The 25,571-nt window shown below is 63.0% G+C and carries 32 protein-coding genes; 17 read left to right on the forward strand and 15 right to left on the reverse strand.

Annotation, left to right across the window (positions count from 1 at the left end; all coding sequences use genetic code 11):
* The first annotated feature begins 124 nt into the window (after positions 1–124).
* Both LB559_RS16270 and LB559_RS16275 read left to right on the forward strand, forming a co-directional pair.
* The gene (locus LB559_RS16270) at positions 125–868 is read left to right on the forward strand and encodes a DUF899 domain-containing protein (protein ID WP_224674497.1); all 744 of its coding nucleotides are present in this window, start codon (positions 125–127) and stop codon (positions 866–868) included.
* 62 nt (positions 869–930) lie between these two features.
* On the forward strand, positions 931–1,644 hold the full coding sequence (locus LB559_RS16275; RefSeq protein WP_224674498.1) for an SGNH/GDSL hydrolase family protein: 714 nt from the start codon (positions 931–933) through the stop codon (positions 1,642–1,644).
* A gap of 21 nt (positions 1,645–1,665) precedes the next feature.
* Here the strand turns inward: LB559_RS16275 and LB559_RS16280 are convergent, their stop codons facing one another.
* A complete protein-coding gene (locus LB559_RS16280) occupies positions 1,666–1,827 on the reverse strand; it encodes a hypothetical protein (RefSeq protein WP_023810961.1) in 162 nt (53 codons plus the stop codon).
* 114 nt (positions 1,828–1,941) lie between these two features.
* Complete coding sequence (locus LB559_RS16285; RefSeq protein WP_224674499.1) at positions 1,942–2,889, reverse strand: ring-cleaving dioxygenase; 948 nt, start codon at positions 2,887–2,889, stop codon at positions 1,942–1,944.
* A 309-nt stretch (positions 2,890–3,198) separates the two neighbouring features.
* Between LB559_RS16285 and LB559_RS16290 the strand changes: the two genes are divergently transcribed.
* The 4 genes from LB559_RS16290 (at position 3,199) to LB559_RS16305 (ending at position 5,370) form a co-directional block, all read left to right on the forward strand.
* Complete coding sequence (locus tag LB559_RS16290; protein ID WP_013529241.1) at positions 3,199–3,366, forward strand: hypothetical protein; 168 nt, start codon at positions 3,199–3,201, stop codon at positions 3,364–3,366.
* Positions 3,367–3,451: 85 nt separating this feature from the next.
* Positions 3,452–4,042: a DJ-1/PfpI family protein gene (locus tag LB559_RS16295; protein WP_224674500.1), complete on the forward strand. Its 591-nt coding sequence runs from the start codon at positions 3,452–3,454 to the stop codon at positions 4,040–4,042.
* Between the two features lie 75 nt (positions 4,043–4,117).
* Positions 4,118–4,525, forward strand: coding sequence for a hypothetical protein (locus LB559_RS16300; protein ID WP_032809267.1), 408 nt, complete (start codon positions 4,118–4,120; stop codon positions 4,523–4,525).
* A gap of 125 nt (positions 4,526–4,650) precedes the next feature.
* Positions 4,651–5,370 (forward strand): helix-turn-helix transcriptional regulator, encoded by a 720-nt coding sequence (locus LB559_RS16305; protein WP_013529238.1) that lies wholly within the window; start codon positions 4,651–4,653, stop codon positions 5,368–5,370.
* Positions 5,371–5,433: 63 nt separating this feature from the next.
* Here LB559_RS16305 and LB559_RS16310 read toward each other — a convergent pair whose 3' ends face one another.
* The 3 genes from LB559_RS16310 to LB559_RS16320 all read right to left on the reverse strand — a co-directional run bounded on the left by LB559_RS16310 (position 5,434) and on the right by LB559_RS16320 (position 7,926).
* Complete coding sequence (locus LB559_RS16310; RefSeq protein WP_013529237.1) at positions 5,434–6,129, reverse strand: DUF1013 domain-containing protein; 696 nt, start codon at positions 6,127–6,129, stop codon at positions 5,434–5,436.
* A 484-nt stretch (positions 6,130–6,613) separates the two neighbouring features.
* Positions 6,614–6,754 (reverse strand): DUF1127 domain-containing protein, encoded by a 141-nt coding sequence (locus LB559_RS16315; protein WP_013529236.1) that lies wholly within the window; start codon positions 6,752–6,754, stop codon positions 6,614–6,616.
* A gap of 161 nt (positions 6,755–6,915) precedes the next feature.
* On the reverse strand, positions 6,916–7,926 hold the full coding sequence (locus tag LB559_RS16320; protein ID WP_224674501.1) for an NAD(P)H-quinone oxidoreductase: 1,011 nt from the start codon (positions 7,924–7,926) through the stop codon (positions 6,916–6,918).
* Positions 7,927–8,049: 123 nt separating this feature from the next.
* Between LB559_RS16320 and LB559_RS16325 the strand changes: the two genes are divergently transcribed.
* The 3 genes from LB559_RS16325 (at position 8,050) to LB559_RS16335 (ending at position 9,877) form a co-directional block, all read left to right on the forward strand.
* Entirely contained in the window at positions 8,050–8,244 is a 195-nt protein-coding gene (locus LB559_RS16325) for a DUF1192 domain-containing protein (RefSeq protein ID WP_023810953.1), read from the forward strand.
* 89 nt (positions 8,245–8,333) lie between these two features.
* Complete coding sequence (locus tag LB559_RS16330) at positions 8,334–9,581, forward strand: MFS transporter (protein WP_224674502.1); 1,248 nt, start codon at positions 8,334–8,336, stop codon at positions 9,579–9,581.
* Between the two features lie 32 nt (positions 9,582–9,613).
* A complete protein-coding gene (locus LB559_RS16335) occupies positions 9,614–9,877 on the forward strand; it encodes an ArsR/SmtB family transcription factor (RefSeq protein ID WP_013529232.1) in 264 nt (87 codons plus the stop codon).
* 5 nt (positions 9,878–9,882) lie between these two features.
* On the opposite strand, the gene LB559_RS16340 is transcribed toward LB559_RS16335, so the two are convergent.
* Positions 9,883–10,539, reverse strand: a complete 657-nt coding sequence (locus tag LB559_RS16340) for a glutathione S-transferase family protein (protein ID WP_064993262.1) — start codon at positions 10,537–10,539, stop codon at positions 9,883–9,885.
* Between the two features lie 94 nt (positions 10,540–10,633).
* Positions 10,634–11,470 carry an alpha/beta fold hydrolase gene (locus LB559_RS16345; RefSeq protein WP_224674503.1) on the reverse strand — a complete coding sequence of 279 codons (837 nt, stop codon included), beginning with the start codon at positions 11,468–11,470 and terminating at the stop codon, positions 10,634–10,636.
* A 98-nt stretch (positions 11,471–11,568) separates the two neighbouring features.
* Here LB559_RS16345 and LB559_RS16350 point away from each other — a divergent pair, with 98 nt between their 5' ends.
* From LB559_RS16350 to LB559_RS16360, 3 genes are all read left to right on the forward strand, one after another.
* On the forward strand, positions 11,569–12,090 hold the full coding sequence (locus LB559_RS16350; protein WP_224674504.1) for a winged helix-turn-helix transcriptional regulator: 522 nt from the start codon (positions 11,569–11,571) through the stop codon (positions 12,088–12,090).
* Positions 12,091–12,167: 77 nt separating this feature from the next.
* Positions 12,168–12,401: a hypothetical protein gene (locus tag LB559_RS16355; protein WP_013529228.1), complete on the forward strand. Its 234-nt coding sequence runs from the start codon at positions 12,168–12,170 to the stop codon at positions 12,399–12,401.
* A gap of 164 nt (positions 12,402–12,565) precedes the next feature.
* Positions 12,566–12,997 carry a GlcG/HbpS family heme-binding protein gene (locus LB559_RS16360; protein ID WP_024502974.1) on the forward strand — a complete coding sequence of 144 codons (432 nt, stop codon included), beginning with the start codon at positions 12,566–12,568 and terminating at the stop codon, positions 12,995–12,997.
* 128 nt (positions 12,998–13,125) lie between these two features.
* On the opposite strand, the gene LB559_RS16365 is transcribed toward LB559_RS16360, so the two are convergent.
* From LB559_RS16365 to LB559_RS16375, 3 genes are all read right to left on the reverse strand, one after another.
* Positions 13,126–13,527, reverse strand: a complete 402-nt coding sequence (locus LB559_RS16365) for a hypothetical protein (protein WP_013529226.1) — start codon at positions 13,525–13,527, stop codon at positions 13,126–13,128.
* 233 nt (positions 13,528–13,760) lie between these two features.
* The gene (rpmF, locus tag LB559_RS16370; protein ID WP_008834724.1) at positions 13,761–13,943 is read right to left on the reverse strand and encodes a 50S ribosomal protein L32; all 183 of its coding nucleotides are present in this window, start codon (positions 13,941–13,943) and stop codon (positions 13,761–13,763) included.
* A gap of 140 nt (positions 13,944–14,083) precedes the next feature.
* Positions 14,084–14,845 (reverse strand): transglycosylase domain-containing protein, encoded by a 762-nt coding sequence (locus LB559_RS16375; protein ID WP_224674505.1) that lies wholly within the window; start codon positions 14,843–14,845, stop codon positions 14,084–14,086.
* A gap of 222 nt (positions 14,846–15,067) precedes the next feature.
* On the opposite strand from LB559_RS16375, the gene LB559_RS16380 reads away from it, so the two are divergent.
* From LB559_RS16380 to LB559_RS16390, 3 genes are all read left to right on the forward strand, one after another.
* On the forward strand, positions 15,068–15,985 hold the full coding sequence (locus LB559_RS16380) for a polyprenyl synthetase family protein (RefSeq protein ID WP_027162476.1): 918 nt from the start codon (positions 15,068–15,070) through the stop codon (positions 15,983–15,985).
* A gap of 146 nt (positions 15,986–16,131) precedes the next feature.
* Positions 16,132–16,938: a class I SAM-dependent methyltransferase gene (locus tag LB559_RS16385; RefSeq protein WP_024502972.1), complete on the forward strand. Its 807-nt coding sequence runs from the start codon at positions 16,132–16,134 to the stop codon at positions 16,936–16,938.
* Positions 16,939–17,052: 114 nt separating this feature from the next.
* On the forward strand, positions 17,053–19,392 hold the full coding sequence (locus LB559_RS16390; protein WP_127368894.1) for a response regulator: 2,340 nt from the start codon (positions 17,053–17,055) through the stop codon (positions 19,390–19,392).
* A gap of 26 nt (positions 19,393–19,418) precedes the next feature.
* Here the strand turns inward: LB559_RS16390 and LB559_RS16395 are convergent, their stop codons facing one another.
* From LB559_RS16395 to LB559_RS16415, 5 genes are all read right to left on the reverse strand, one after another.
* A complete protein-coding gene (locus LB559_RS16395; protein ID WP_224620078.1) occupies positions 19,419–20,159 on the reverse strand; it encodes a class I SAM-dependent methyltransferase in 741 nt (246 codons plus the stop codon).
* Between the two features lie 46 nt (positions 20,160–20,205).
* Positions 20,206–21,021 (reverse strand): Stf0 family sulfotransferase, encoded by an 816-nt coding sequence (locus tag LB559_RS16400; protein WP_224674506.1) that lies wholly within the window; start codon positions 21,019–21,021, stop codon positions 20,206–20,208.
* A gap of 87 nt (positions 21,022–21,108) precedes the next feature.
* A complete protein-coding gene (locus tag LB559_RS16405; RefSeq protein WP_013529219.1) occupies positions 21,109–21,963 on the reverse strand; it encodes a lytic transglycosylase domain-containing protein in 855 nt (284 codons plus the stop codon).
* A gap of 5 nt (positions 21,964–21,968) precedes the next feature.
* Complete coding sequence (gene ispG / locus LB559_RS16410; RefSeq protein WP_024502967.1) at positions 21,969–23,222, reverse strand: flavodoxin-dependent (E)-4-hydroxy-3-methylbut-2-enyl-diphosphate synthase; 1,254 nt, start codon at positions 23,220–23,222, stop codon at positions 21,969–21,971.
* 334 nt (positions 23,223–23,556) lie between these two features.
* The gene (locus LB559_RS16415; RefSeq protein WP_224674507.1) at positions 23,557–23,736 is read right to left on the reverse strand and encodes a YdcH family protein; all 180 of its coding nucleotides are present in this window, start codon (positions 23,734–23,736) and stop codon (positions 23,557–23,559) included.
* A 239-nt stretch (positions 23,737–23,975) separates the two neighbouring features.
* Here LB559_RS16415 and LB559_RS16420 point away from each other — a divergent pair, with 239 nt between their 5' ends.
* Together LB559_RS16420 and LB559_RS16425 are read left to right on the forward strand one after the other, a co-directional pair.
* Positions 23,976–24,179, forward strand: a complete 204-nt coding sequence (locus tag LB559_RS16420; RefSeq protein WP_013529216.1) for a YdcH family protein — start codon at positions 23,976–23,978, stop codon at positions 24,177–24,179.
* A gap of 392 nt (positions 24,180–24,571) precedes the next feature.
* On the forward strand, positions 24,572–25,561 hold the full coding sequence (locus tag LB559_RS16425) for a TIM barrel protein (protein ID WP_064993281.1): 990 nt from the start codon (positions 24,572–24,574) through the stop codon (positions 25,559–25,561).
* Positions 25,562–25,571: the final 10 nt, after the last annotated feature.

The following is a 25,571-nucleotide window of genomic DNA, read 5'->3' on the forward strand; positions in this document are numbered from 1 at the left end:
CCCGGGTTTTTTGCTTGTGACTTGCAGGGCTTGGGGCGGAGCCTCTCCGTCCTTATTTCCTCTCCGGCGATGTCGGGTTGCGCCCATCCCCAACGTCCTTGGGATGACATTCAGGGAGAGGTTCATGCATCGCAACAAGATCGTTTCGCGCGAAGACTGGTTCCAGGCGCACAAGGCACATCTGGCGCGCGAGAAGGAACTGACGCGGCTCCGCGAGCGGATCGCCGCGGAACGGCGTGAACTGCCCTGGCTGAAGATCAGGAAAGACTATGTCTTCGAGACCGAACAAGGGCCAAACAGACTGACCGACCTGTTTGGCACTAACAGCCAGCTGATCGTCTATCACTTCATGTTCGGGCCGGGCTGCACCCATCATTGCGAGGGCTGCTCATTCCTTGCCGACCATATCGACGGCGCCAATCAGCATCTGCGGCATCACGACGTGTCGCTGGTCGTGGTTTCGCGCGCTCCCCTGGCGGAACTTCTGCCTTACAAGCAGCGCATGGGCTGGAAGTTCGACTGGGTGTCGTCCTATGCCTCGGATTTCAACTTCGACATGCAGGTCTCCTTCACCGACAAGCAGATCGCCGACGGCTGCACCACCTACAATTTCGAGACCCGTCCACGGACATCGAAGGAGCTTCCCGGCACCAGCGTCTTCTACAGGGACGAGGCCGGCGACATCTTCCTCACCTTCATGTCGCGCGCCCGCGGCGGCGAGGCGCAGATCGGCGCCTACGACTATCTCGACATGACGCCGAAGGGCCGCAACGAGAACGGCCCCTATCACGGCCTGATGGATTGGGTGCGGCTGCACGACGAATATCAGGGCAAGCAGGCGGGGCAGGCGAGTTGCTGCTGCGATTGAAGATCGTTCCCGTCGGCCAAAACATGCGCTAAGGCTGCCGCTGATCGTTTAACGGTACTGCCATGCGCTTCCCGGCCCTACTCACCTGGCTCGCCTTCCCGGTCTATATCTGGCAAGGCCTCGGCGTGCGACGCCGCACCACGCGCATGCTGCCGGCGCAAGGGCCGGTCATGCACGAAATATCAGGCACAGCACCGGCAATCTCGCTTCTGGTGCTGGGCGATTCCTCCGCCGCTTCGGTCGGCATCGGCAATTCGGAAGACGGACTTGCCGCGCAACTCGCCGTGCTGATTTCACAAAGCACCGGCCGCGCCGTGCGCTGGCGGGCGGCCGGCTTCAATTCGGCAACGTCCGGCCAGATCCGCGACCATGTGCTGCCCAATCTGTCGGCCGATCCGTGGACGCATATCGTGCTGGCCATCGGCACCAACGACACCAAGAATTTTCACTCCGTGCCGCGCTTCAAGAAGGAGTTCGGTGGCCTGCTCTACGGCCTGCGCGCCAAATGGCCGGAAGCGCGCGTGGTGTGGTCGCCGGTGCTGGAGTTCACGCGGGCGCCAGCCATGCCACCGCTGCTCGGAAAGATCCTTGAGATCCGCGCCACCGACATGAACCGGATGGGCGAACGCCTTTGCCTGGAGCGCGGCGCGGTGCCGGCGTCGCGCCTGCCGATCACCAATCCGGAAGCCGGCTTTGCCTCGGACGGCTTTCACGCCTCGGAAGCAGGCTACCGGGCCTGGGCCGAGCATCTTGTCGGCCCGGTGCTTGGCAATTGAGCAGCGACGACAAGTGCCGTCCTACGTCAAATGCCCGAGCACGGCCGCCAGTGAAATCGCGGCCATGGCGAGCAGTGCCAGCTTCCAGAAATCACCGCGTCGCTTGAGGCCTGGCCAGCCAAGCGGCTTGATCAGTTGAATGACCATGAAACCGACGATGACAAGGGCGAGGAATTTCGTCATGCCGCCTTTGACCAGCAACGCGCCCGGCTGTCAAAGCACGTCGTTCATTGCCTGAGAAAGAACGGACGCCGAGATCCCGAACCGGAACGCGGCGCCCTTTGACCGGCAAACGATCTACTTCAGCGGCTTGAGGCCAGCCTCGATCGAAGCGCGCTTCGGTTCGAGGAATGGCGGCAGGGCGAGGCTTTCCCCCAGCGTTTCCAGCGGCTCGTCGGCGGTGAACCCCGGACCGTCGGTTGCGATCTCGAACAGGATGCCGTTCGGCTCGCGGAAGTAGAGCGAACGGAAATAATAGCGCTCGACCTCGCCGCTCGACGGCAGCCGGAACTCGGCCAGCCGCGCCGTCCATTGATGCAGCGTTTCCTGGTCCGGCGCCCTGAAGGCAACATGGTGAACCGCACCGGCACCTTGCCGTGCCGGCGCCAGTCCCGGCTGCACCAGGACATGCAGCTCCGCCGCCGGCCCGCCCTCGCCCATTTCGAAGACGTGAACCTGGCCCTCCGGCGAGGCATAGTCGCGCGCCTTGCGCATGTTCATCACCGTGGTCACCACCGCCTCGGTGTTGGTGATGTCGGGAACACTGATGACGATCGGCCCGAGCCCGCGGATCTGGTGCTCGGCCGGTACCGGGCTTTGCGCCCAGGGATGGCTGCCGCCCTTGCCGCCATCGCTGACCAGGCGCAGACGCTGGCCCTCGGGATCTTCGAAGTCCAGTGACGCATAACCGCCGATGTCGGCGATCTCTCCTGTTGCCAGGCCTTCGTCGGTCAAGTGTTGCTTCCACCAGGCAAGGCTCTCCTGGCTGCCGACCCTGAGGCTGGTCCGCACGATGCTGTGCGTGCCGCGCCGCTCGCGGCCGACCGGCCAGTCGAAGAAGGTAAGGTCGGTGCCCGGTGTCGCTTCGCCGTCGGCATAGAAGAGGTGGTAGGCCGAGGTGTCGTCCTGGTTTACGGTCTTCTTGACCAGCCGCAGACCCAGCACCTTCGTGTAAAAATGAAGATTGCCAGGCGCATTGGCGGTGATGGCGGTCAGATGGTGGATACCTGTCGGTTGCAAGCTCATCGTCGTCTCCCTGCTGTTGGGGAAGAATTTTCTCCCTCCATATCAGAACTGCGGCCACCCCGCTGAAGGCCTCGTATTCCGACAGTCCGTCGCCGGAAACTGAACAGCGGCGCCCAGAGCACGTCCTCGCTATGAACAATCGGAAGTCGCGAACCTGCCTTCGGCACCGTTCTATGCGGCGAAAAGGGATGCCTTGCCTGCGGCGCGCGCACTGGTCGCAACTATCGTCTCGCGCCTGACATCCTCCTGACAGACTGCTGTCAGGAGGGGTATGCGATAGTACCTCCATACAGAGAGAGGAGACTGGCCATGAACGGTTACACCATTCTGCGCGGCATGCAGCACTATGTCGGCAAGATCCGCACGATGCGCAACGAGATCCGCACCCAGCGGTTCATGAACTCGCTGCCGGCGGATATTCGCAAGGATATCGGCTGGCCGGACATGTATGCGGACCGTGGCCCTCGCGGCAATTGAAGCCAATTTTTCGACCCGGCGATTGGATGTGGGCGCGTCAACGCCCAGATAACAGGTCCGGTGCGTGAGGAATGGGAGCGAGCTTATGCCCGAACAGAAGACGATCGGTTTCCTTTTCATCGAAGGTTTTGCCGACTGGGAGTATGGGCTGCTGGCGGCCTCGGCGGTCGAATGGTTCGGCGCCCGTGCCGTGTCGCTGACGCCTGATGGCAACCCAGTGGCCGGGATCAGCGGCTTTCGGCTGACGCCCGATCGATCGGCCGGGGCGGATGAGAATGACGATCTCGACGCCATCGCCGTCATCGGCTCCGATGAGTGGGCCGGCAAGGCACCGCCCGATGTTGCCGATCTGCTCAATGCTGTTGCATCGCGCGGCGGCGTGGTCGGCGGCATCTGCGCCGGCACGCTGGCGCTAGCCCGCGCCGGCCTGTTCGAGAAGGCCAGGCATACGAGCAATGGCCGCGACTGGATCAATGGTCATGAGGCCGGCTATGCCGGCGACAACCTCTATCAGGATGTGCCGCATGCCATGACCGACGGCAAAATTGTTTCCGCGCCAGGCTCGGCGCCGGGCACCTTCGCGCTCGCCTTTCTGAGGACGCTCTACCCCGAAAGAGGCAGCGATCTCGCTCGGATGCGAACGCTGTTTGCCAAGGAGTATGCCGAAGCCTCCTGACAGTATGCTGTCAGGAGGGCCGTGCAATGGTGCCAGCTTAGGGCACCCGTGCATCGGCGGTCGAAAGGACGATCGATGAAGAGTTGGAACGACAGACTGAGCACACCAGGCATCAACGGCGTCAAGCCGACGCCGCGCACGATGGCCGATGTCGTCGAAGGCCAGCCTATGCTGGTGCCGACGGCGCGCCAGGTCGATGATTTCATCCGCTCGATTCCCGAAGGCGTCGAGATGGATGTGCGTGCGCTGCGTACAGCACTTGCCGTCGAGCATGGCGCCGAAGTGACATGCCCGGTCACCATAGGCTATCATCTGCGCACTGTTGCCGAAGCCGCCAACGAGGACCTCCGGCGCGGCATGACGCCGAGTGACGTGGCACCGTTCTGGCGCGTGCTCGATGCGAAAACGCCGACGACGAAGAAATTGTCCTTCGGCGCGGAGTTCGTCGCCGCGCAGCGCAAGCGCGAAGGGCTGAAACCATGAGGCATGCCGCCCAAAAGTGTTCTGCGGTTTTGGGATAACGGCATGCGCGAAAACACGATGCATGCCACCCAGAGGTGGACCGGTTTCGGGCGGCATGCATAGAGACAACGCCGAGGGACCATACGATGCGCCGCGCCGACAGGCTCTTCCAGATCGTGCAGCATCTGCGCGGTGGCCGATTGGTCACCGCCCAGAAGCTCGGCACGTGGCTCGAAGTTTCCGAGCGAACCATCTATCGCGACATTGCCGATTTGCAGTCGACCGGAGTGCCGATCGACGGCGAGGCCGGCGTTGGCTACATGATGAGGGAGGGTTTCGACCTTCCGCCGCTGATGTTCACGCGTGACGAGATCGTCGCGCTGGTCGCCGGCGCCCGCATGGTGCGTGCCTTTGGCGGTGCCGCCATGGCGCGGGCCGCCGACGAAGCGCTGGTCAAGATCGGCGCCGTCCTGCCCGATGCCGAAAAGGACCGCATCGCCCGCACCGAGATCCACACACCGATGTGGGTGGTCAGCGACGCCGCCCGCGAGGCGATCGACCTGATCGAGCGCGCGGTCGAAAAGCGCCAGGTGCTGACCATCGACTATTCCGACGAGGCCGGCCGCGGCACCGCCCGCGATATCCGCCCGCTCGGCCTGTGGTTCTGGGGCAAGGTGTGGACGCTGGTCGCCTGGTGCGAGATGCGCGACGATTTCCGCGCCTTCCGCATCGATCGCATCGCGTCGGTGGTGATCGCCGGCCGCATCTTCAAGCCGGAGCGCGGCAAGCAACTTGCCGACTTCTACCGCGCAGTGGAGCGCAGCGAGGACTATGGCATGGCGCCGGATCGCGCCGCGCGCAGCTGAGACCTGGCGCAGCTACAAAAAAGCCCGCTCGAAGCGGGCTTTTTCTTGGAATATCAGACAACCTCACTCGTCGTCGTCATTGTCCGTGTTCTTCGACTTCAAGGCCGAGAGCTTGGCGAACACGGCGTTGGCGTCGAGTTCGGCGTCCTCGTCCTTCGGCTTCTCGGGAGCCGGCACCAGCCGCTCGGTCAGGGCCGCCGGCAGCAGCGTGTCGCCCACCGGCTGCGCCTGTTCGCGGCCGCGCGAGGCGCGGTTGACTTCCATGTCGAGGTCGATCTGCGAGGCGAGACCCAGCGTCACCGGGTCCATCGGCTGCAGATTGGCTGAGTTCCAGTGCTTGCGCTCGCGGATCTGTTCGATCGTCGACTTGGTGGTGCCGACGAGGCGCGAGATCTGCGCGTCCTTGAGCTCGGGATGGTTGCGCACCAGCCACAGAATCGCGTTCGGCCGGTCCTGGCGCTTCGACAGCGGCGTGTAGCGCGGACCCTTGCGCTTGGATTCGGGCACCCGCACCTTGGGGTCCGAAAGCTTCAGGCGCTGGTTCGGATCCTTCTCGGCACGGGCGATCTCGTCGCGGGTCAGCTGTCCGGTCATGATCGGGTCCATGCCCTTGATGCCTTGCGCCGCTTCGCCATCGGCGATTGCCTTGACCTCGAGCGGATGCAGCCCGCAGAACTGCGCGATCTGCTCGAAGGAAAGTGCGGTATTGTCGACCAGCCAGACGGCGGTCGCCTTGGGCATCAGCAGCGTATTGGCCATTTTACAAATCCTTCTCGTTCGCCCGCGTTCCCGCGCGGGCGGTGGTTTAGAGCCACCAAAATGGGAAATTCGCGGTCTGTATAACCGCTCTCGGGGCGTTTCGCAACGTTTTTGGAGCAAAGACCGGAAGCCGTGAGTACTTACCGAAAACGTTCCGCGCTCTTGAACAGAACGACAAGCTGGCTTTGCTGGCGAGTTCCGGTCTTGGCAAAGATCGGTTGAGATAGGGGCACCCCTGTCATGCCGGAGCCGCTGCTTCCATCAGGGTTCGCCCTTGTGAAAGCGCCGAGCCAAGATGCCATGCAGGAAACTGAGGTCAACCCTGCTCGATGGCCGGTATCGGTTGGGACGGTCGTTGATCTCCCGCCCAAAACGACAAAACCCGCCGGACTGGGTCCAGCGGGCTCGGAACCGCGACAAAGTTCGTCTGGTGCGGCTCTGGCTTCCACGGCTTGGGCCCGCCGGAGCGGACCAGGACGTGGCTTTAGATAGCCCTGCGGGCGATCTTTTCGATGTCGGCGCGGTTGATGCCGAGATCGCTGAGCTGACGTGCGTTGAGACGGTTCAGTTCGCGGACGGTCTCGGTGTACATACGCCAGTTACGGAAAGCGCGGATCGGGTTCATGGTAGTCCCTCCAGAATGATGTTCGTTTCGATGGTGCTCAAATAGGCGTCATCGATGAGGACTTGAATGGCTGATTTTGCATAGCAATGATGCAAATGCTGCATTGCAGCATTAAGCTTCTGTTCATCTTGTGGGCAGCGAGGCGCTGACCTCGCGCGCTGTCAGCCTACGTCGAGCACGATCTTGCCGATATGCTCACCCTCTTCCATGCGCTCATGCGCCCGCCAGGCTTCGCTGAGCGGGAAGATCATGTCCATCACAGGGGCAACCTTGCGCGTGCCGAGCAGCGGCCACACCTGCGCTTCCAGCGCCGCCGCGATCGCCGCCTTGAACTCGACGGTTCGCGGCCTCAGCGTCGAACCTGTGTGGGTAAGCCGCTTGACCATGATCTTCGAAAAGTCCGCGCTTGCGACAGCGCCGGCCTGAACGGCGATCTGGACGATGCGGCCTTCGACCGCCGCGGCCTCATAATTGCGCTGGACATAGTCGCCGCCGACCATGTCGAGGATGACGTTGGCGCCCTTGCCGTCCGTTGCCTCCTTCACCGCGGCGACGAAATCCGCCTCGCGATAGTTGATAGCCCGATCTGCGCCGAGCTTCAGGCAGGCGTCGCATTTCTCCTTGCTGCCGGCGGTGGTGATGACATAGGCGCCGAAGGCCGAGGCAAGCTGGATCGCCGTCGTGCCGATGCCGGACGAGCCGCCATGGACGAGCAGCGTCTCGCCTTTCTTGAGGCCGCCACGCTCGAACACATTGTGCCAGACGGTGAAGTAATTCTCCGGCACCGCCGCGGCTTCGGTGTGGGTGAAGCCGGCGGGCAACGGCAGCACGCTCCCTGCATGGACCTTGACATATTCGGCATAGCCGCCGCCGGGCGTCAGCGCACAGACGCGGTCGCCAATGCGCCAGCGCGATATGTCGTCGCCAAGGGCCGCCACTTCACCCGATGCCTCGAGGCCCGGCAGGTCGGATGCGCCGGGCGGTGGCGGATAGGCGCCTTTGCGCTGCTGGACGTCGGGCCGGTTGACGCCGGCGGCATGCACCTTGATCAGGATCTCGCCGGGGCCGGGCTGCGGCACGTCGCGTGTTTCCGGCTTCAGCACCCGAGGGCCACCTGGCTCCGAGATCGCGATGGCCGTCATCCTTGCCGGAATTTTCTGTCCGCTCGCCATGAGATTTCCCGTCTTTCCTCGCCGTTGTCCGACCGGCTGTTTGCATCGACGCCCCTGCCCTATGTATGCTGATTGCCAAATCAGGCAAATGGCCAATCTGGTCTTGGCGGAGGAGGAGCGACGATGGCGATCTTCGACGACGAACCCAAGAAGAAGGCGCGCCCCCACGAGATCGGGCAGGACCTGTCATTGCTTTCCGTCAGCGACTTGACTGAGCGGATCGGCATCCTGCGCGACGAAATCGCCCGCCTGGAAGCCGAACTCAAGGCCAAGGACACCACCAAATCCGCGGCCGAAGCACTGTTCCGCCGCGGATAGGCGCTCGGGCGTAAAGCCCGCCGCCGAAAAGCCCGAATGCGACTGTCTTCAGACCCAGCGTCCCCGCCAAACCTGAGCCGGATCAACCAATGTTCGCAACCTACCGACCGATCCTCTCGCTGCTTCGCGGCACCGCTTTCCTGCTCGCGGCATCTGGTTTGCATGGGCTGCTTCTGCCCCTGCGCGGTCAGTTGGAAGGCTTCTCGACCGCATCGCTCGGCCTGATGGGCACGGCCTGGGCCGGCGGCTTCGTCACCGGCTGCTTCTTCGCACCGCGCATCGTGCGTCGCGCCGGCCACGTGCGCGCCTTTGGCGCCTTTGCCGCATCCGGCGCCATCGTGGCGCTGCTCACCGGGCTGATCATCGACGAGTATGTCTGGATCCTGCTGCGCGCCTTCACCGGCTTCACCATGGCCGGCGCCTTCATGGTCATCGAAAGCTGGTTGAACGAGAAGGCCACCAACGAGAACCGTGGCACCGTCTTCGGCCTCTACATGATGGTGACTTATGCCTCGATCATGGGTGGGCAGATGATCGTCGCCGGCGGCGACGTGAAGTCCGCGTCGCTGTTCATGATCACCGGCATCCTGTTTTGCCTGTCGCTCATTCCGACGGCGGTCTCGACCGCCTCCCACCCCAAGCCGCTGCAGGATGTCTCACTTGATGTCAGGGGCCTTTATGCCAATTCGCCGGTGTCGGCGGTCGCTTGCGTGCTGATCGGCATCGCCAACGGCGCCTGGGGCACGCTTGGCGCAGTCTATGGTGCGCGCATCGGCATTTCCACGGCCGAGATCGCCCTGATGATGAGCCTTGTGGTCGTTGCCGGTGCCGCCATGCAGCTTCCGGCCGGGCGCCTGTCCGACAAGACCGACCGGCGCTTCGTGCTGGCGGGGGCGGCTTTCGGCGGGGCCTTCTTCGCGCTCATGATCTTCCTGTTCGAGCCACGGTCCGGCGTCTTCGTCATCGTCTTCACCGCCGCTTATGGCGCCTTCGCCTATACGCTCTATTCCATCGCCGTGGCGCATGCCAACGACCACGCGCGCTCGGAGGATTTCGTCAAGGTATCTGGCGGGCTGTTGCTGCTCTATGGCTTCGGCACGATGATCGGACCTTTGCTTGCGGCTGCCCTGATGGGCTGGATGCGCCCGGAAGGTCTGTTCGTGGCGACCGCCTTCGCGCATCTCTGCCTGGCGGGCTACACGCTGCTGCGCATCAGCCGCCGCGCGCCGGTGCCGATCGGGGATCGTGACGCCTTCAAGACGCAGCCGGCCGACCGTTCGGTCACCCCGGAAGCATTGCGGCTTGATCCCAGAAGAAAAGCAGAAGCAGACGGTTGAGATTCGAAAGGCTTTGCCTCACTAATACAGGCATGATGTTTTCCGACGCCTTCATGGCGATTGCCGATCCCAACCGGCGCCATCTTCTGGAAGAACTTCGCCGCGGCCCGAAAACCGTCACCGAACTGGCCGCCGGCTTGCCGGTCTCGCGCCCAGCCGTGTCGCAACATCTGAAAGTGCTGCTCGATGCCGGCCTGGTCCACGCCAAGCCGGAAGGAACAAGGCGCGTCTATACGGTGAGCGGCACTGGCTTCCTCAAACTCAACATCTGGCTCGATCAGTTCTGGGAAGCCTGACCCGATCAACCGTTGTTGTAGGGGAAGAACTTGAAGTAGGGCTGCGCCTCCCCGATCACCCGAGCGAAGGCGGGGCGCTGCAGCAGGCGGTCGTGATAGCGCTTCACAGCCGGGTACCTGTCGCCCAACGGCTCGACCTTGTTGGCATAGAACAGCGCGGGGGAGGCTGCGCAATCGGCCATGGTGAAGCTGTCGCCCATCGCCCAGATCTTCGACTGCATGTCGTGTTCGATGATGGCGTAGGAATTGCGCAACTGGTCGCGAGCCTGCTCGACGCCGAACGGGTCGGTCTTGTCGCCGGGACGCAACCGGTCGCCGACAATCTTCTGCATCGGCTCCTGCACATAGAAATCATAGAAACGGTCAGCTTGGCGGACGGCCAACGCCATGTCGATCTCGGCGGGAACGAGGTCGACCGGCCCCGGATAGTGCGCGGCCAGATATTCGACGAGGATGCTCGATTCCAGCACCGTACGGCCACGCGCATCGTCGCGCAGCGCCGGCATCTTGCCGGCCGGCGAGATCTTCAGGAAGGCCGCGCGCGATTCAGCATCGCCAAGGTCGACTATGACAGGCGTGAACGGCGTGGCGTTCTCGTACAGCGCGATCAACGGCTTCCAGCAGAAGGAGGCCAGCGGATGGAAATGAAGTGTCAGGGACATTTTTTGCTCGTCTGTTTCCTGGATTGTCGGTGGCCGCTACCATGCGGCACGCCTGTTGCGGTTAGCCTTGTCCGTCAAACCAGCCTATGCTGCTTCAACCGGCTTGGACATGCGCGATGATCGCTGCGGACATCTCGGCCCAGTCGTCCGGATGCAGCTCGTGGCCGCCACCTTCGATGCGAATGAGCCTTGCGCCGGTGACCGTCTCGGCCAGCGCCTCGCCGTGTTCGGCCGGAAAGATCGGATCCGCCGTGCCGTGAATGACCAGCAGCGGCGCCGCGATCTCGTGCAGGCGGCCCTTCCAGGCGGCGCCGCCCTTGAGCATGAAATGGTTGGTCGCGCTCAGGAAGCCGCCGGAGCGGTCGTAATCCTGCTCGACAAAGGCCCGTATCCCCGCCGCATCGAATGAATGCGTGGTGCTGGCGATCGCCCGCGCATCCCTGACGATGAAATCGACCACTTGACCACGGTCCGACCAATCGACTTTGGCGCCCTCGGCCGAGTGTTCCATGTAGGCTTCGGTCGTCCCGGGAAGGCCGGATGTGTCGATTCCCACCGGCGAACTGCTGATCACAGTCAGAGATACGACACGCGAGGGATGTTTCAACGCCACAAGCTGCGCGATCATGCCGCCCATCGACATCCCGACGACATGCGCCTTGCCGATGCCGTGGTCGTCCAGAACATGCATTGCATCGTCGGCCATATCATCGAACGTGTAGGGCGGCTCTCCCGGCTTGTATTTCGTCGAACGGCCGGTATCGCGATTGTCGTAGCGGATCACGAACAGGCCGGCACCGGCCAGTTTCCGGCAGAACGCCTCCGGCCACCACAGCATCGAGGCCATCGCTCCCATGATCAGCAACAGCGGCGGGTTCGCCGGATCGCCAAAGACTTCGGATATAATCTCAGGGCGTTCGGTGGTCCTCATCACGCAGTCTCCTCTCTGCAAAACTGATTGCATTTTGCAATCGGTTGCACGATAGTAAAACTGCTACGATAATGCAACCGGTTTTGGAGAAAAATCTCATGAGCATGGATCGCCGGTCCGGGTGCCCGATCAATCTGTCGCTGGAAGTCTTCGGCGACCGCTGGAGCCTGATCATCCTTCGCGACATGATCTTCGGCGGCAGGCGCCATTTTCGCGAGCTGCTCAACGGATCGATGGAAGGCATCGCCTCAAACATCCTCGCCGACCGGCTGAAGCGCCTGATGGAGCTGGGCATGCTGACCAAGGCCGACGATCCCTCGCACAAGCAGAAGGCGATTTACAGCCTGACCGAGATGGCGATCACGCTGGTTCCGATCCTGGCCCATCTCGGCGCCTGGGGCCGCGTCTGGCTGCCGGTCAGCGACGAATTGTCGATCCGCGCCGAACTGCTGGAAAAGGGCGGACAGCCTATGTGGGGCAAATTCATGGACGAGTTGCGGCACGAGCATCTCGGCATGCCGCTCGATACAATGTCTGGCCCTTCTGTCCGCGCGACCTTGCAGGCCGCCTACGAGGCCGTGGTTGCCAGCAAGGCCCTCGCCGCCAGCCCGGCCGCGTAACCAACTTATTTTCCCGTTTTGGGGCCGGCTCTGCTAGAAGAAGCGGAAAATCACAATTCACGGGATTGGATAAGGTCTTGGTTGAGAACTCTCGGGATGCTGCCCGCGCACGCGCCGACCTGCGCTTCAAGAAGCAGGAAGAGGCGGCAACCGTCCGCCAGAAGGCGATGGCCGAATACGCCGCCGAGAGCGACGCCCGCCAGGCCAAGACCAACAAGCTGCGGGCACTGCGTCTCGCCAAGGAAGCGGAAGACCTCGCCAACGCGCCGGCGGAACCCGCCAAGAAACCGGCCCGCGCCAAGAAGAAGTAGCCCAGCCACGTCCGGAGCCATACAAGCGGCAACGCTTATCCGGAAGAGCCGGCGAAGGCTGCTTTCCATCCTGCCTTTTCACGCGAAGCAATTTCAACCGGAACCGGGATGTTATCTCACCCGCCGACGATCGATGATCGACGCGTTTCAAACAGGAGACCGCCATGACCGCACTGCCGCTCGAAAAAGCCAGGCAAATCATCGAAACCGCCTTTGCCAAGGGCTCCGATCTCAAGCTCAAGCCGCTCGGCGTCTCGGTGCTCGACGCCGGCGGGCATCTGGTCGCCTTCCAGCGCCAGGACGGCGCCTCGTTCCTGCGTCCGCAAATGTCGGCCGGCAAGGCCTATGGTGCGCTCGCCATCGGCATGGGCTCGCGCAAAGTCGAGGCCTTTGCCAAGGAGCGCCCGCATCTCGTCGCCGGCATCTCGGACGTCTCGGGCGGGCGCGTGCTGCCGGTCGTCGGCGGCGTGCTGATCCGCGACAAGGCCGGTGCCGTCATCGGCGCCGTCGGCATTTCAGGCGACACGTCGGACAATGACGAAGCCGCGGCAATCGCCGGCATCGAGGCCGCCGGTTTCACCGCCGATCCGGGGTGAGGTCGGGAACTTCGTCATCCACGGGCGGAGCAGGAGCGAGGCTCCGTCGCGCAGACCCGAGGATCCATTCCGTAACATCAGCCGTAGAGTGCAGCGGAGCAGAAACTTCCGCCTTCCGCGCCGGGGACCTAATTCAAATTGATGTCCCGGCTGGCCGACCGCATCGACACCGCGAATCCGGCCAGCACGTCGAATAGCGCGATGACCATCAGCGTGAAGAAGACGGAATGGGCCGCACCCTTCACCAGCAGGAACTCGACCAGGAAGGCCACGAAGACCAGCGTCGACAGAAGATGGTCCATGATCGAGGCGTTGGTGGTGCGCACCGACTTCGCCATTTCGAGGAACAGGAAGATCAGCCCGATCAGCACCATCAGGTCGCCAAGCGTCATCGAGAACACGCCACCCGACATCATGCTGAATGAGAAGACCTCGCTTGCCCACGGATCGTCACCGCTGCCGAATATTCCCAGCAGTCCGAGATTGTAGAGCACGAAAGGCACGATCAGCAGCGGAATGGCACCGAACATCTGGCGTCTCCATGTGGGGGCAATCCTTTGTAGAATGCGCCACAGGCACGCCGTCAAGATGTTTCGATGGCAGCGTTGAACACGGTCGAAGACCGCACGCAACAACAATGTCAGCCGGTTGCCTGCAACGATTGCCGCCCACGCGTCGAGATGCGCGCCACCCCGCCCCCCAAACGCAAAAGGACCGGCCACCGGCCGGTCCTTTTGGAATTCAGACCTTTGGAAGGCTGGTCTCAGCTTTCCTTGGGCGTCAACACCTGGCGACCGCGATACATGCCGGTCTTCAGGTCGATATGGTGCGGACGGCGCATTTCGCCGGAATTCTTGTCCTCGACATAGGTCGGGGCCTTGAGGGCGTCGGCCGAGCGGCGCATGCCGCGCTTGGACGGAGAGGTTTTACGTTTCGGAACGGCCATGGATATGCTCCACTACATGGTCAAAAGCCCCGCCCGCCCTCGTGAAAGGGCCATGTCGGGGCCTAAATCTGAGAAAGTCGGGTGCCTATACACGCCCTGTGCCGTTTTGGCCAGCACTGGCGCGAATTTTTTTGGATCGGCTAGCGGAGACAACCGACATAGGCGCCCGAGCGGCCGGCTCGCCGCTCGATCAGATTGGCAAGCCGCCTCAGGCCAGGCCCGGGCTTGGCCGGATTGCGGGCGATCGGATTTGGCAAAGAGACCGCAAGCAGGGCGGCCTGCCGTCGCGACAGCTGTTTTGCCGAGACGCCGAAATGGTGCTGTGCCGCGGCCTCGATGCCGTAGACGCCCGGCCCCCACTCGGCGATGTTGAGATAGATTTCCATGATGCGCCGTTTCGACATCACCGCATCGAAATAGACGGCCAGCGGCAATTCGACCACCTTGCGCACCGAGCCCAGCGGCCGCGACCAGAGATACAGGTTCTTGACCGTCTGCATGGTGATGGTCGAGGCGCCGCGCGTCGCTTCGCCGGCCAGCGCATCGTCGACGACGCCTCTCAGCTCGCCGAGATCGACGCCACGATGAAAGCAGAACTGCCCGTCCTCCGACATGATGACGGAATTGGCCAGCACCGGCGACACGTCATCGATCGACACCCAGCGGCGGTCGTAACCGGAGAAGGTCGCCAGGTCCTTCAGCATCAGCGTCGAGACAGGATGCACGAAGAACGGCAGGTACAGAAATGTCAGCACGACCGGAATCAAAGCCAGCACCGCGGCCACGACGATGCCGCGCCGGACCCAGCGCTTGAGACCACGGCGGTTTACGCCCCGCGATCTCGTCGCCATGTCCAGCTTTTCGGTTTCATGATCGACGATCGGTTCCGCCAAGCCGCCCAACCCGTGCCAGAGAGCTCGTTTTGAAACGCGCTCCTGTGAGTCATGTGACGGTGTTTTCGAGAACCGGAGCGGAGCGTACATTAGAGTACGCAAGCACCGGAAGCGCAGAAAACGCCCTCAGATGACCGCAGGAGTAGAGTTTCCGAACGGGCTCATACTGCTCCGGCATAATGGCGCTTGCCTTCTTGCGCAACGTCTGAGTGTCGGCTACCGGTCCCGGCCATGACGAATGACGACCAAATGGCGTTCGAAATGGCGCTGATCAGGCGGGCAGCCGCCGTCGAGGTGCTGCTGCGGCGACTGCTCGACGACCGCGCGCTTTCGGGCGAGATCGCCCGGCCGGACCGGCTGATGGCGGCGATGCGCCATGGCGTGCTGAACGGCGGCAAGCGCCTGCGGCCCTTCCTGGTCATGGAAAGTGCCGCCCTTTTTTCCGCCGACGGCGAGGCGGCACTGCGTGTCGCCGCCGCACTTGAATGCGTGCATTGCTATTCGCTGATACACGACGATCTGCCCGCCATGGACGACGACGACCTGCGTCGCGGCCAGCCGACCGTGCACAAGGCCTTCGACGAGGCGACCGCGATCCTGGCCGGCGACGCCCTGCTGACGCTGGCCTTCGACATCATTGCCGGCGAGTCGACCGCGCTGCCGGCGGAGCGGCGGGCAGCCCTGGTGCTGGCGCTTGCCCGCGCCGCCGGAGCAGGCGGCATGGTCGGCGGCCAGAAGCTCGATCTCGAAGCCGAACAGACGCCGCCGGACGAGGCCGGCATCATCCGGCTGCAGGCGATGAAGACCGGCGCGCTGATCCGCTTCGCCTGCGAGGCAGGTGCCCTCATCGCCGGCGCCCCGGCCGATGACCGCGAGCGGCTGGCCGAATTCGGCTCGGCGATCGGTCTTGCCTTCCAGCTTGCCGACGACCTGCTCGATTTGACCGCCGACGCCAGCCAGATGGGCAAGGCGACCGGCAAGGACGCCGCCGCCGGCAAGGCGACGCTGGTGGCCTTGCATGGTGCGAATTGGGCACGCGGCCAGCTGCACGGCCTCGTCGCGCAGGCGCATGCGCTGCTTGAGCCCTATGGCGACGATGCCCAGTTGCTGAAAGAAGCGGCGACATTCGTGGCGGCGCGTAACAGCTAAGGTTGGTGCCAGCCGGAACATCGAGCTGATTGCACGCACGTCCCCGCCGGCCGGTTCTGAAATAGAACTTGAGCGGAAGCCTGCCGAGGCAGAGGATTGACATCCGCACGGCAAGCACGCGGTGCGGATAAGAGTTGGAGGATGCCATGTCGACCACCGACAAGCTGTTCAGCGGTTCCATTCCCGAGATCTACGACCGGGCGATGGTGCCGCTGATCTTCGAGCCATATGCGCGGGATCTGGCGGAGCGGGTGTCGAAGCTCGGGCCGCAATCGGTGCTCGAAGTGGCGGCGGGCACCGGTGTGGTGACACGTGCGCTCGCAGCAAAGCTGCCGGCGCAAGCGCGCATCGTGGTCACCGACCTCAACCAGCCCATGCTCGACCACGCACGCACGCGGATGGTGGACGATCCTCGCATCACCTGGCAGCAGGCCGATGCTCAGGCGCTGCCCTTCGAGGACGCACAGTTCGACGCCGTGGCCTGTCAGTTTGGCGCGATGTTCTTCCCCGATCGGGTGGGCGCCTACGGGCAAGTTCGGCGCGTGATGCGGCTGGGCGGACACTTCCTGTTCAACGTCTGGGGTGCCATCGAAGAGAACGAGTTTGCCGATGAGGTGACGCGGGCGCTCGGCCATTTTTTCCCGGCCGATCCGCCTCGCTTCATGGCAAGGACACCGCATGGCTATCACGATGCGGACGTCATCCGCGCCGACCTGCATGCCGCCGGCTTCCGTAACATCACCATAGAGCCGCTGGATGCCGTCAGCGCCGCTTCCTCGCCATATGAGGCGGCCACGGCCTATTGCCAGGGCACGCCCTTGCGGGCCGAGATCGAGGCGCGCGGTGGCTCGCTGGAGGAGGTGACGCGATACGTGGCGAATGCCCTTGGGAAACGGTTCGGGGAAGGCCCGGTGAGTGGCCGCATCCGCGCCCTCGTCGTGGACGCGGCCTAGGCGCGCTGTCCATCCGGCGGCTCGCACGGCTCGCCTGCCCGCACGAACGAAATTTTAATGTAAATGAAGCGTAATCCCGGCCATTAAAATGGTGCGTATGTGTTGGGGTTGCGCATGCCTGAATATTCGTCCTTCATCCGGTCGGTCCGGATCCGCTATATTTCAGGGTTGCTGATCTTCGCGCTGGCTTCCGCCGGCATCGTGATTGCGCTTGATCGCGTCAATTCCTTTCGCCGCGACATCGATGCGCTGAGCAGCAATCTCGTCATCTTCACCCGAGACCTGCGCAACGCGACCAACTTTGCCGAGACGACCGGCACCGCCTGGCGGGCGGAGACACGCGATGCCCTGACCACATCGGCGCGCGGCCATTCGGAGCGCCTGACCGGCGAGATCGAGACGCTGACCGCCCAGCTTGCGGCGATCAAGCCGCGGCTGTCGATCAAGACCGTCGACGAACTCCAATCCGCTTCAGTTAACGGCGATCTGTTCTGGTCGCCGCGCGACATGGTGCGCAATTTCAACCTGATGTCGGTGGCGCAGAAGGTCGATGAGTGGAGCTATCGCGAAATCCGCAACCAGAATGACCTGTTCGCCCAACCCATGCTGGTTCGCGTCCGCACCGCCATGGATGATGAGCGCCATCTGGCCGATGCCTCCAGCGACAGGCTGTTGTTGTGGGCCAGCGGCATCCTGTTCGCGGCCCTTGCCATCGTCGCCTTCTGGATCTTCCGCCCGATGGAAGTGGCGATCCGCCGCGCCTTTGCCGAATCCGCCGAATCCCTGTTCAAGGCCGAGGCCGCCGACCGCGCCAAATCGGAATTCCTGGCCAATATGAGCCACGAAATCCGCACGCCGATGAACGGTGTGCTCGGTATGGCCGAACTGCTGGCCAAGACCGATCTGACCCCACGCCAAAAGACCTTCACCGACGTTATCGTGAAGTCCGGCAACGCGCTGCTCACCATCATCAACGACATCCTCGATTTCTCCAAGATCAATGCTGGCCAGCTCACCCTCGACCCTGCTCCCTTCCGCCTTTCCGAGGCGGTCGAGGACGTGGCGACGCTGGTCTCGGCTCGCGTCGCCGAAAAGAACCTCGAACTGATCGTGCGCGTCGATCCGCGCCTGCCGGCCCATGTCGTCGGCGACGCCGGCCGGTTCCGGCAGATCATCACCAACCTGCTCGGCAACGCAGTGAAGTTCACCGAGAAGGGTCACGTGCTGATCGACGTCGGCGGCGAGATCGTCAACGACGTGGTCCAGCTCAAGATCCGCGTCGAGGACACCGGCATCGGGATACCGGCCGAGAAACTGCAGAACGTGTTCGAAAAATTCGCGCAGGTCGACGGCTCGTCCACCCGCCGTCACGAGGGCACGGGGCTGGGCTTGGCCATCGCAGCACGCCTCGTCGACCTGATGGCAGGCAAGATCGGCGTCGAGAGCGAGATCGGCCGCGGCTCGGTGTTCTGGTTCGCGGTGCCGCTGCCCGCGCATCAGGCCGCGGCGCGCGACGAGATCGTGCCGGTCGACGTCACCGGCGCGCGCGTGCTGGTCATCGATGACAATCCGGTCAACCGCGAAATCCTGCTCGAGCAGCTCAGAAGCTGGAGCTTCGACTGTGCCGCCGCCGAAAGCGGCGCCGTCGGCCTGGCCTTCCTCGATCGCGCCTTTCAGTTGGGCGCCGCCGTCGACTGCATCATCCTCGACTACCAGATGCCCGGCATGAACGGCGCCGACGTCGCCAGGGCAATTGCTTCCGACAGCCGGCTGTCCTCCATCCCGGTGGTGTTGCTGACCTCGGTCGACCAGGTCGATTTCGGCAAGATGATCATCGACTTCGGCATTGCCGCGCATTTGACGAAGCCGGCGCGCTCTGCGGTCCTGCTCGGCACCGTTATTTCGGTCGTGCAGAAGGCCCGTTCGCAGGTCGGCAAGGCGCAGTTTGTCCGCGAACCGATCGTCCAGGCTCCCCCGGCAGCGCCGCCCGCCTTTACCGTCATCCGCGGCCCGGCGCTGCCAGTCGCGGCAGCACCGGAATCGACAACCACGCCGAACGGACCGATCGACATCCTGATTGCCGAGGACAACGACGTGAACCAGCTGGTGTTCGGCCAGATCCTCAATGGGTTGGGCTTGAGCTACCGCATCGCGGGCAACGGCCGCACGGCGGTCGAGATGTACCGGGCGCTGCGCCCCAAGCTGATCCTGATGGACGTCTCGATGCCAGAGATGAATGGCTACGAAGCGACCCGCGCGATCCGGGCCATGGAGACCTCGACGGGCACCCATATACCGATCATCGGCGTCACCGCGCATGCGCTGAAGGGCGATCGCGACAAGTGCATCGAATCGGGCATGGACGACTATCTGCCGAAGCCCGTTTCGCCCGACCGCCTGGGCACCAAGATCGGCACCTGGCTCAGCGAGACCGTGGTGGCCAAGACGGCGTAAAAGCCGGCCCTATTGGTCAGGCCGGATCAGCGCAACCGGCCGATCGGGATGATTTCCGGCGAGGTCACACCATAAGGTGTGCCCTGCCAGTCACCCAGCCACTGCTCGACCAACAGGCCAGTCTCGTCCAGCATCCCCGCAAGATCTTCCTTCTTGGGGAACGCGATCTTGGATTCGGCGCCCAGAACAGGTCTACCGCCCGGAATGTCATAGAAGGTCGAGTAGGTGACGATGCCGGTAGCGGCATCGTGTTCGGCATCATACCAGGCTTTGACCGTGCCGAGGCCGGGATGCGTAACTGCCCGTTCGGAGCGCTGCGGTGTCCATTCCAGCCATTCCTCCTCGGCGGGATTTCGTGTGTCGAAAATGAAGAGCCCGCCGGGAGCGAGATGCTCGGCGATGGTGCCCAGCACCGCCATCTGATCCTCGCCTGTCAGGAAAACCTGGAACGCATGCCCGGTGAGCAGGACCAGGTCGAAACGCCGCCCGAGCCGAACAGTTCGCGCGTCGGCCTCGACCCAGTCGACCCTGTCGCCGCCGGCCCTGCGCCGCGCCACGTCGAGCATCGCCGATGCCGGATCAACGCCAGTGACATTATGCCCATCGGCAAGTTCGGCAGCCAGTTGGCCAGTGCCACAGCCGAGATCGAGGACCGAGCCGCGATTTACGGCAAGACCGATACAGTAATCAAAATCGGCACGGCCGCTTTGATTCTCGATATCATAGAACTGGACGAAGTCGGGATCGCTGTAGATAGGGTCGGTCATAGTCGCTGCCCATACTCCAAATTTCCAGCTGCAGCCCATCAATGCGTCAGGCGGCCGCGTCGAGGCGATAGCGGCGCATCCAGTCGAGGCTGGTGTCGTCAGAGAGCTTTGCGACGCCGGGCCTTACATCTTCGGCGTCTGGTGCTTGAACGCCCAAGACTTCGCAGATGCCTAGCAATGTCGCCGCCGGATTGCTCGAAAGGCGCTCGTAGCCAACCCGAAGCGGGGTTATGCCTTGCTCAGCGAACCAAATGTTCCATGCCGCATCATAGGTCTCGAGTACCTCGACCTCACGCCTGATCCGCTCGAAATCATATTGGGGCTCTTTCGGCGGTGCGACCCTTTCGATCTCGGTGCCGTCGGGAGCGATATGCCAAAGACCGGTCTGCTCTGCCTTGATCAGGGAGACAGCCTGCGCAAGCTTGTCCTCCCGCGAGAGGTGTATGTAGAGAACATTGCCGAATGCTCTTTCGAACCGTGCTCTGTCGGATGGCAGTTTTGGGAAAATCCGGCCGAGGATCGCCGAAAGCTCATCCAGATTTTCGCGCATCAAGCGGAGACCGAAGAGGCCGGTCCCACCCTTGCCAGCGGCGATCGTAGCATTGAGGTAAGCGGCATCGAATTCGAGCTCGCTCATCGCGGCGCGATCGGGGAGCTTCCACTCTTCGGCCCACTCCACCACGTCCTGGCGCCGATAAAACGAATGTGGATCGCCGGCCGTCTTGGTGGACGCCAGGAGCTTGCACAGCAGCGTGCTTCCGGTCCTCGGTGTGCCGCAGATAATGTACCCATCGAACATGTTGTGCCCACGCGGCTTGTCAAAGGCAGGGGCTGTCGCTCCTGGTAAGATGACCGCCGCCATAGCTGAAATCCTTGGTGGATGCGACGTCACGGCTGTCGCTTTCTAAATGCCTCTCTCAGACAAAATACCCTGCCGGCAGGGGTCAAATCACCGGTTGCGCACCACCACGCATGCCCCACCGATGCTTTGCAATTTCTGGCAGATGACGTTTGCATCGGCGCGGTGGTCGACACCGATCCTGACCGCATAGATACCCCGCCGGCCGATCGGCGTGCGCACCCGGCTGACCACTGGATCGTGCCCATTGAGCAGGGCCGGGAACCGGCTCCTTACCCTGAGCCACTGGTTGATCGCGGCACTGCGGCGGAAATTGCCGGCCACCTGGATGCCCCACGGCTTTACGTTGATCGAGGCCATCGCCACGGTCCGCGACATGATCACCGGCAGTTTTCGGCAAGCGACGGCAAAATCCGCCTTAGCGTCGAGCGGTTCGACCCTTCCGGCATAGGCTCGGTCGGTGAACTTGTCGGCTGGTTCGCCCATGATGTCGAAGACATAGCTTTCGGTTTCCATCGGCAGGAAACCGCCGGAACTGAGCCAGCGCGACACCCGGCTCTCGCCGGCATTGTAGGCGGCGGCCGCCAGGCCGAGATTGCCGTAGCCGGTTTTCATTTCGGCGAGATATTTCGCCGAAGCCGGGATCGCCTGATTGATGTCGAAGGAATTGGCAAGCCCGCGCATCTTGGCGGTTCCCGGCATGAACTGGGCAATGCCTTCGGCGCCGACGGGACTGACGGCGTTGGGATCGAAACGGCTCTCCTTCCAGATCAGCCGGGCGAAGAAATCCCTGGGCAAACCATTCTGGTCGGCATGCGCCTGGATCAGGTTGCAGACCTTGTCGATAAGCCGTTGCTTGGCGGATTGCGGCGGATCGGCCTGAGCCAGTGTCGACCAGACTAGCCCACACAGCAGGACCAGCGTCGCCCACAGGAAACGCTGCATTTGACCTACTCTGCCGCGGCCTTGCCGCCGCGACCGAACCGCTGTTCGATATAGTCGGCGACCATTTTCTCGAAATCCGCCGCGATCGACGGTCCGCGCAGCGTCGCCGCCTTCTTGCCGTCGACGAAGACTGGCGCCGTCGGCGTCTCGCCGGTGCCGGGCAGCGAAATGCCGATATCGGCATGCTTGGACTCGCCCGGGCCGTTGACGATGCAACCCATCACCGCGACCTTGAGGTTCTCGACGCCGGGATATTTGTCGCGCCACACCGGCATGTTCTTCCTGAGATCTGCCTGGATGTTCTGAGCGAGCTCCTGGAACACGGTCGAGGTCGTGCGGCCGCAGCCGGGACACGCGGCGACGATCGGCACGAACTGCCTGAACCCCATCGTCTGCAGCAATTCCTGCGAAACCTGCACCTCGCGCGTGCGGTCGCCATTCGGCTCCGGCGTCAGCGAGATGCGGATGGTGTCGCCGATGCCTTGCTGCAGCAGGATGCCCATGGCGGCCGACGAAGCGACGATGCCTTTCGAGCCCATGCCGGCTTCAGTCAGGCCGAGATGCAGCGCATGGTTGGAGCGGGTGGCGAGCTCGGCATAGACGGCAATCAGGTCCTGCACGCCGCTGACCTTGGCCGACAGGATGATTTTCTCGCGGCCAAGGCCGATCTCTTCCGCCATCTCGGCCGAGAGAATGGCCGACTGCACGATCGCCTCGCGCATCACCTCTTGCGCCGTCAGCGGAAAACCCTTGTCCTGGTTGTCGTCCATCAGCCGGGTCAAAAGCTCCTGGTCGAGCGAGCCCCAGTTGACACCGATGCGCACCGGCTTGTCATGCCTGATCGCCATCTCGACGATGTCGGCGAACTGCCGGTCCTTCTTGTCCTTGAAGCCGACATTGCCGGGGTTGATCCGATATTTGGCCAGCGCCTCGGCGCAGGCCGGGTGATCGGCCAAGAGCTTGTGGCCGATATAGTGGAAATCGCCGACCAGCGGCACGTTGATGCCAAGCCGCTGAAGCCGCTCATGAATGCGCGGTACGGCGGCGGCACTCTCGTCGCGATCGACGGTGATGCGCACGATCTCGGAGCCGGCCCGGTGCAGTGCTGCGACCTGCGCGACGGTCTGGTCGATATCGGCCGTGTCGGTGTTGGTCATCGATTGGACGACAACAGGCGCGCCGCCGCCGACGACCACGCCGCCGACATCGACGCCGACCGAGGTGCGGCGGGGGAAAGGAGAGGAAAAATATCCGGTCATGCCGGCAGCCTTTTGTCTCTGGAGCATCTTGTGTCCTGCATGGGCGCACAACGACGCCCCGGGCCGATGCGCTGAGGTCCGGGCATGAGGTGGAGGAGCAAAGATGGCTTGTCAATGGCGACAGGTCGCCACTGGCCGGAATCGGCACGCCGCCAACGACCAAAAACAATCGAGGATCTGGCGAAACGGGCGACGGCCGAAGCGGATATTAAGCCGGTGCAAGTCCAGCTTCGGCTGACAGACCGGTGCTGGGAAATCAAACCCCTCCACGCCGGCGGCGGGGAGCCGCCGGGAAAAGAGGCCGCGGATACCGGGCGGCTATGTCAGGAGGGCATCAATGCGTGGTCGGTTTTCCTTTTAGTTTTTCAATCTCGTCCTTGAGTGCCAGCTTGCGTCGCTTAAGATTCACGATTTCGAGGTCGTCGACCGATGGATGATTCATCGCGTCATCGATTTCACGTTCGATGTCGCCGTGTTTCCGCTGCAACTCATCAAGATGGGATGCAAGAGACATGATTGGTTCTCCCTTTCATGGTTTTCCTCGATTGCAACCGTCACGGCGCGTCCACCGCAGGTTCGCTTCTGTGACGGCACGGTGACAGTGTGTCACCTTCCGCGGGCGATGTCGAATGATCCGTGGTAGCATTCCACGACACTGTGAAATGTGATATGGGCTGCACGCCGGTGACAAAACACCCGGCCCCGCCCAATCAGGCCCAGCTTTGGGCGCCGCAGACGTGCAGACGGTAGAGAATGTCCGATCAGGAACAGGCCGATATTCGCCTCGAATTTTCCCGCCTGAAGCAGGAACACGCCGATTTCGATGCAGCCATCAACGCGATGATCGCCATGGCCTGCGATCCGCTGCAGATCCAGCGCATGAAGAAGAAGAAGCTGTTCCTCAAGGACCGGCTGATGGCGCTGGAAGACAAGATCATTCCCGACATCATTGCGTGAACGATGTGATGTGCTGACGCTGATCGAGCGCCAGGCAGCGGCGATCTGCATCTCCCTGCGCGGTCGTGTGACGGTGCCTTTGGCCGGTCAATCGTTGGGCTCTTTTTCGCCGGTGCACTAGCCGCGACGGCGCGTCCTGCCGGGCGATCTCGCACATGGAGCGCCTCGAACTCGACGGCTTCGTCGCACGCTTCCGCAAAACGGCGGCTGAGGACGGTCCTCCCCGGTCAGTGATCCCACCGTTCTGACGGATTGTCCGGCGACGCCGCTGGGAAACCTGCGCCTTCGCGCGGCTCAGCCCGGCCGTCGACACAGCTCACCGCCCATCCTTAAAACAATAACTTTACAAATATTTGTATTTATGTGAAGTCATGACGATTGAAGGATCGACCATGACAGCCACTCGTTTCGCCACGCGCCTAAATTCCTTTGCCTCGCGTCCGCAGGCCGAATGGCCTGATCTTACCGGCAAGCCGTCGCTGCTGCAGATGGCGGCGCGCGCCGCCAAGGTCGGCGGGCTTACCGATCTCGACCTCAACTTTCCCGACCATGTCAGTGAAAAGCCTGCGGAAATCGCCCTCAAACTGAGCGATCTCGGGCTTTCTATCAATGGCTTTGCCATGCGCTACTACTCCAACCCCGCCTTCAAGCTCGGCGCCTTCACCAATCCGGATCCGGCGGTGCGCCGCGAGGCCATCGACCTGACCAAAGCCGGCATCGATGCCGTGCGTGAGGCCGGCGCCAGCCTGATGACGCTGTGGCTCGGCCAGGATGGCTTCGACTACGCCTTCCAGGCCGACTATGTGACGCTTTGGCAACACGAAATCGATGGGATTCGTGAAGTAGCCGCGCATGATCCCGACTGTCAGATCAGCCTTGAGTACAAACCGAACGAACCACGCTCCTACAGCCTGATGCCGGATGCGGCGACGACCTTGCTGGCGATCCGCGATGTCGGCCTGCCCAATCTGGGCGTCACCCTCGATTTCGCCCATGTGCTCTATGCCGACGAACAGCCGGCCTTTGCCGCGGCCCTGGTGGCGCGCCACAGCAAGCTGCTCGGCGTGCATCTGAACGACGGCTACGCCAAGCGCGACGACGGCCTGATGGTCGGCGCGGTGCACACGCTGCAGACCATCGAGCTGCTCAGGCAGATTCGCCGCGACGGTTACGCCGGCGCCATCTATTTCGACACGTTCCCCGACATGACCGGGCTCGATCCGGTGCGCGAGTGCGAAGTCAACATCGCCACCGTCAAGCGCATGCTGCGCGTCGTCGACCGGCTGGGGCAGGACAATCGCCTGTCCGCCGCCATGGACAGCCAGGATGCGGTGACGTCGCAGGCCATCATCCAGGAAATCATGCTCGGGCCGGATAGCTGAGGCATGCGCA

The sequence above is a fragment of the Mesorhizobium sp. BR1-1-3 genome (genome assembly GCF_020165455.1).
GTDB lineage: Bacteria > Pseudomonadota > Alphaproteobacteria > Rhizobiales > Rhizobiaceae > Mesorhizobium > Mesorhizobium ciceri.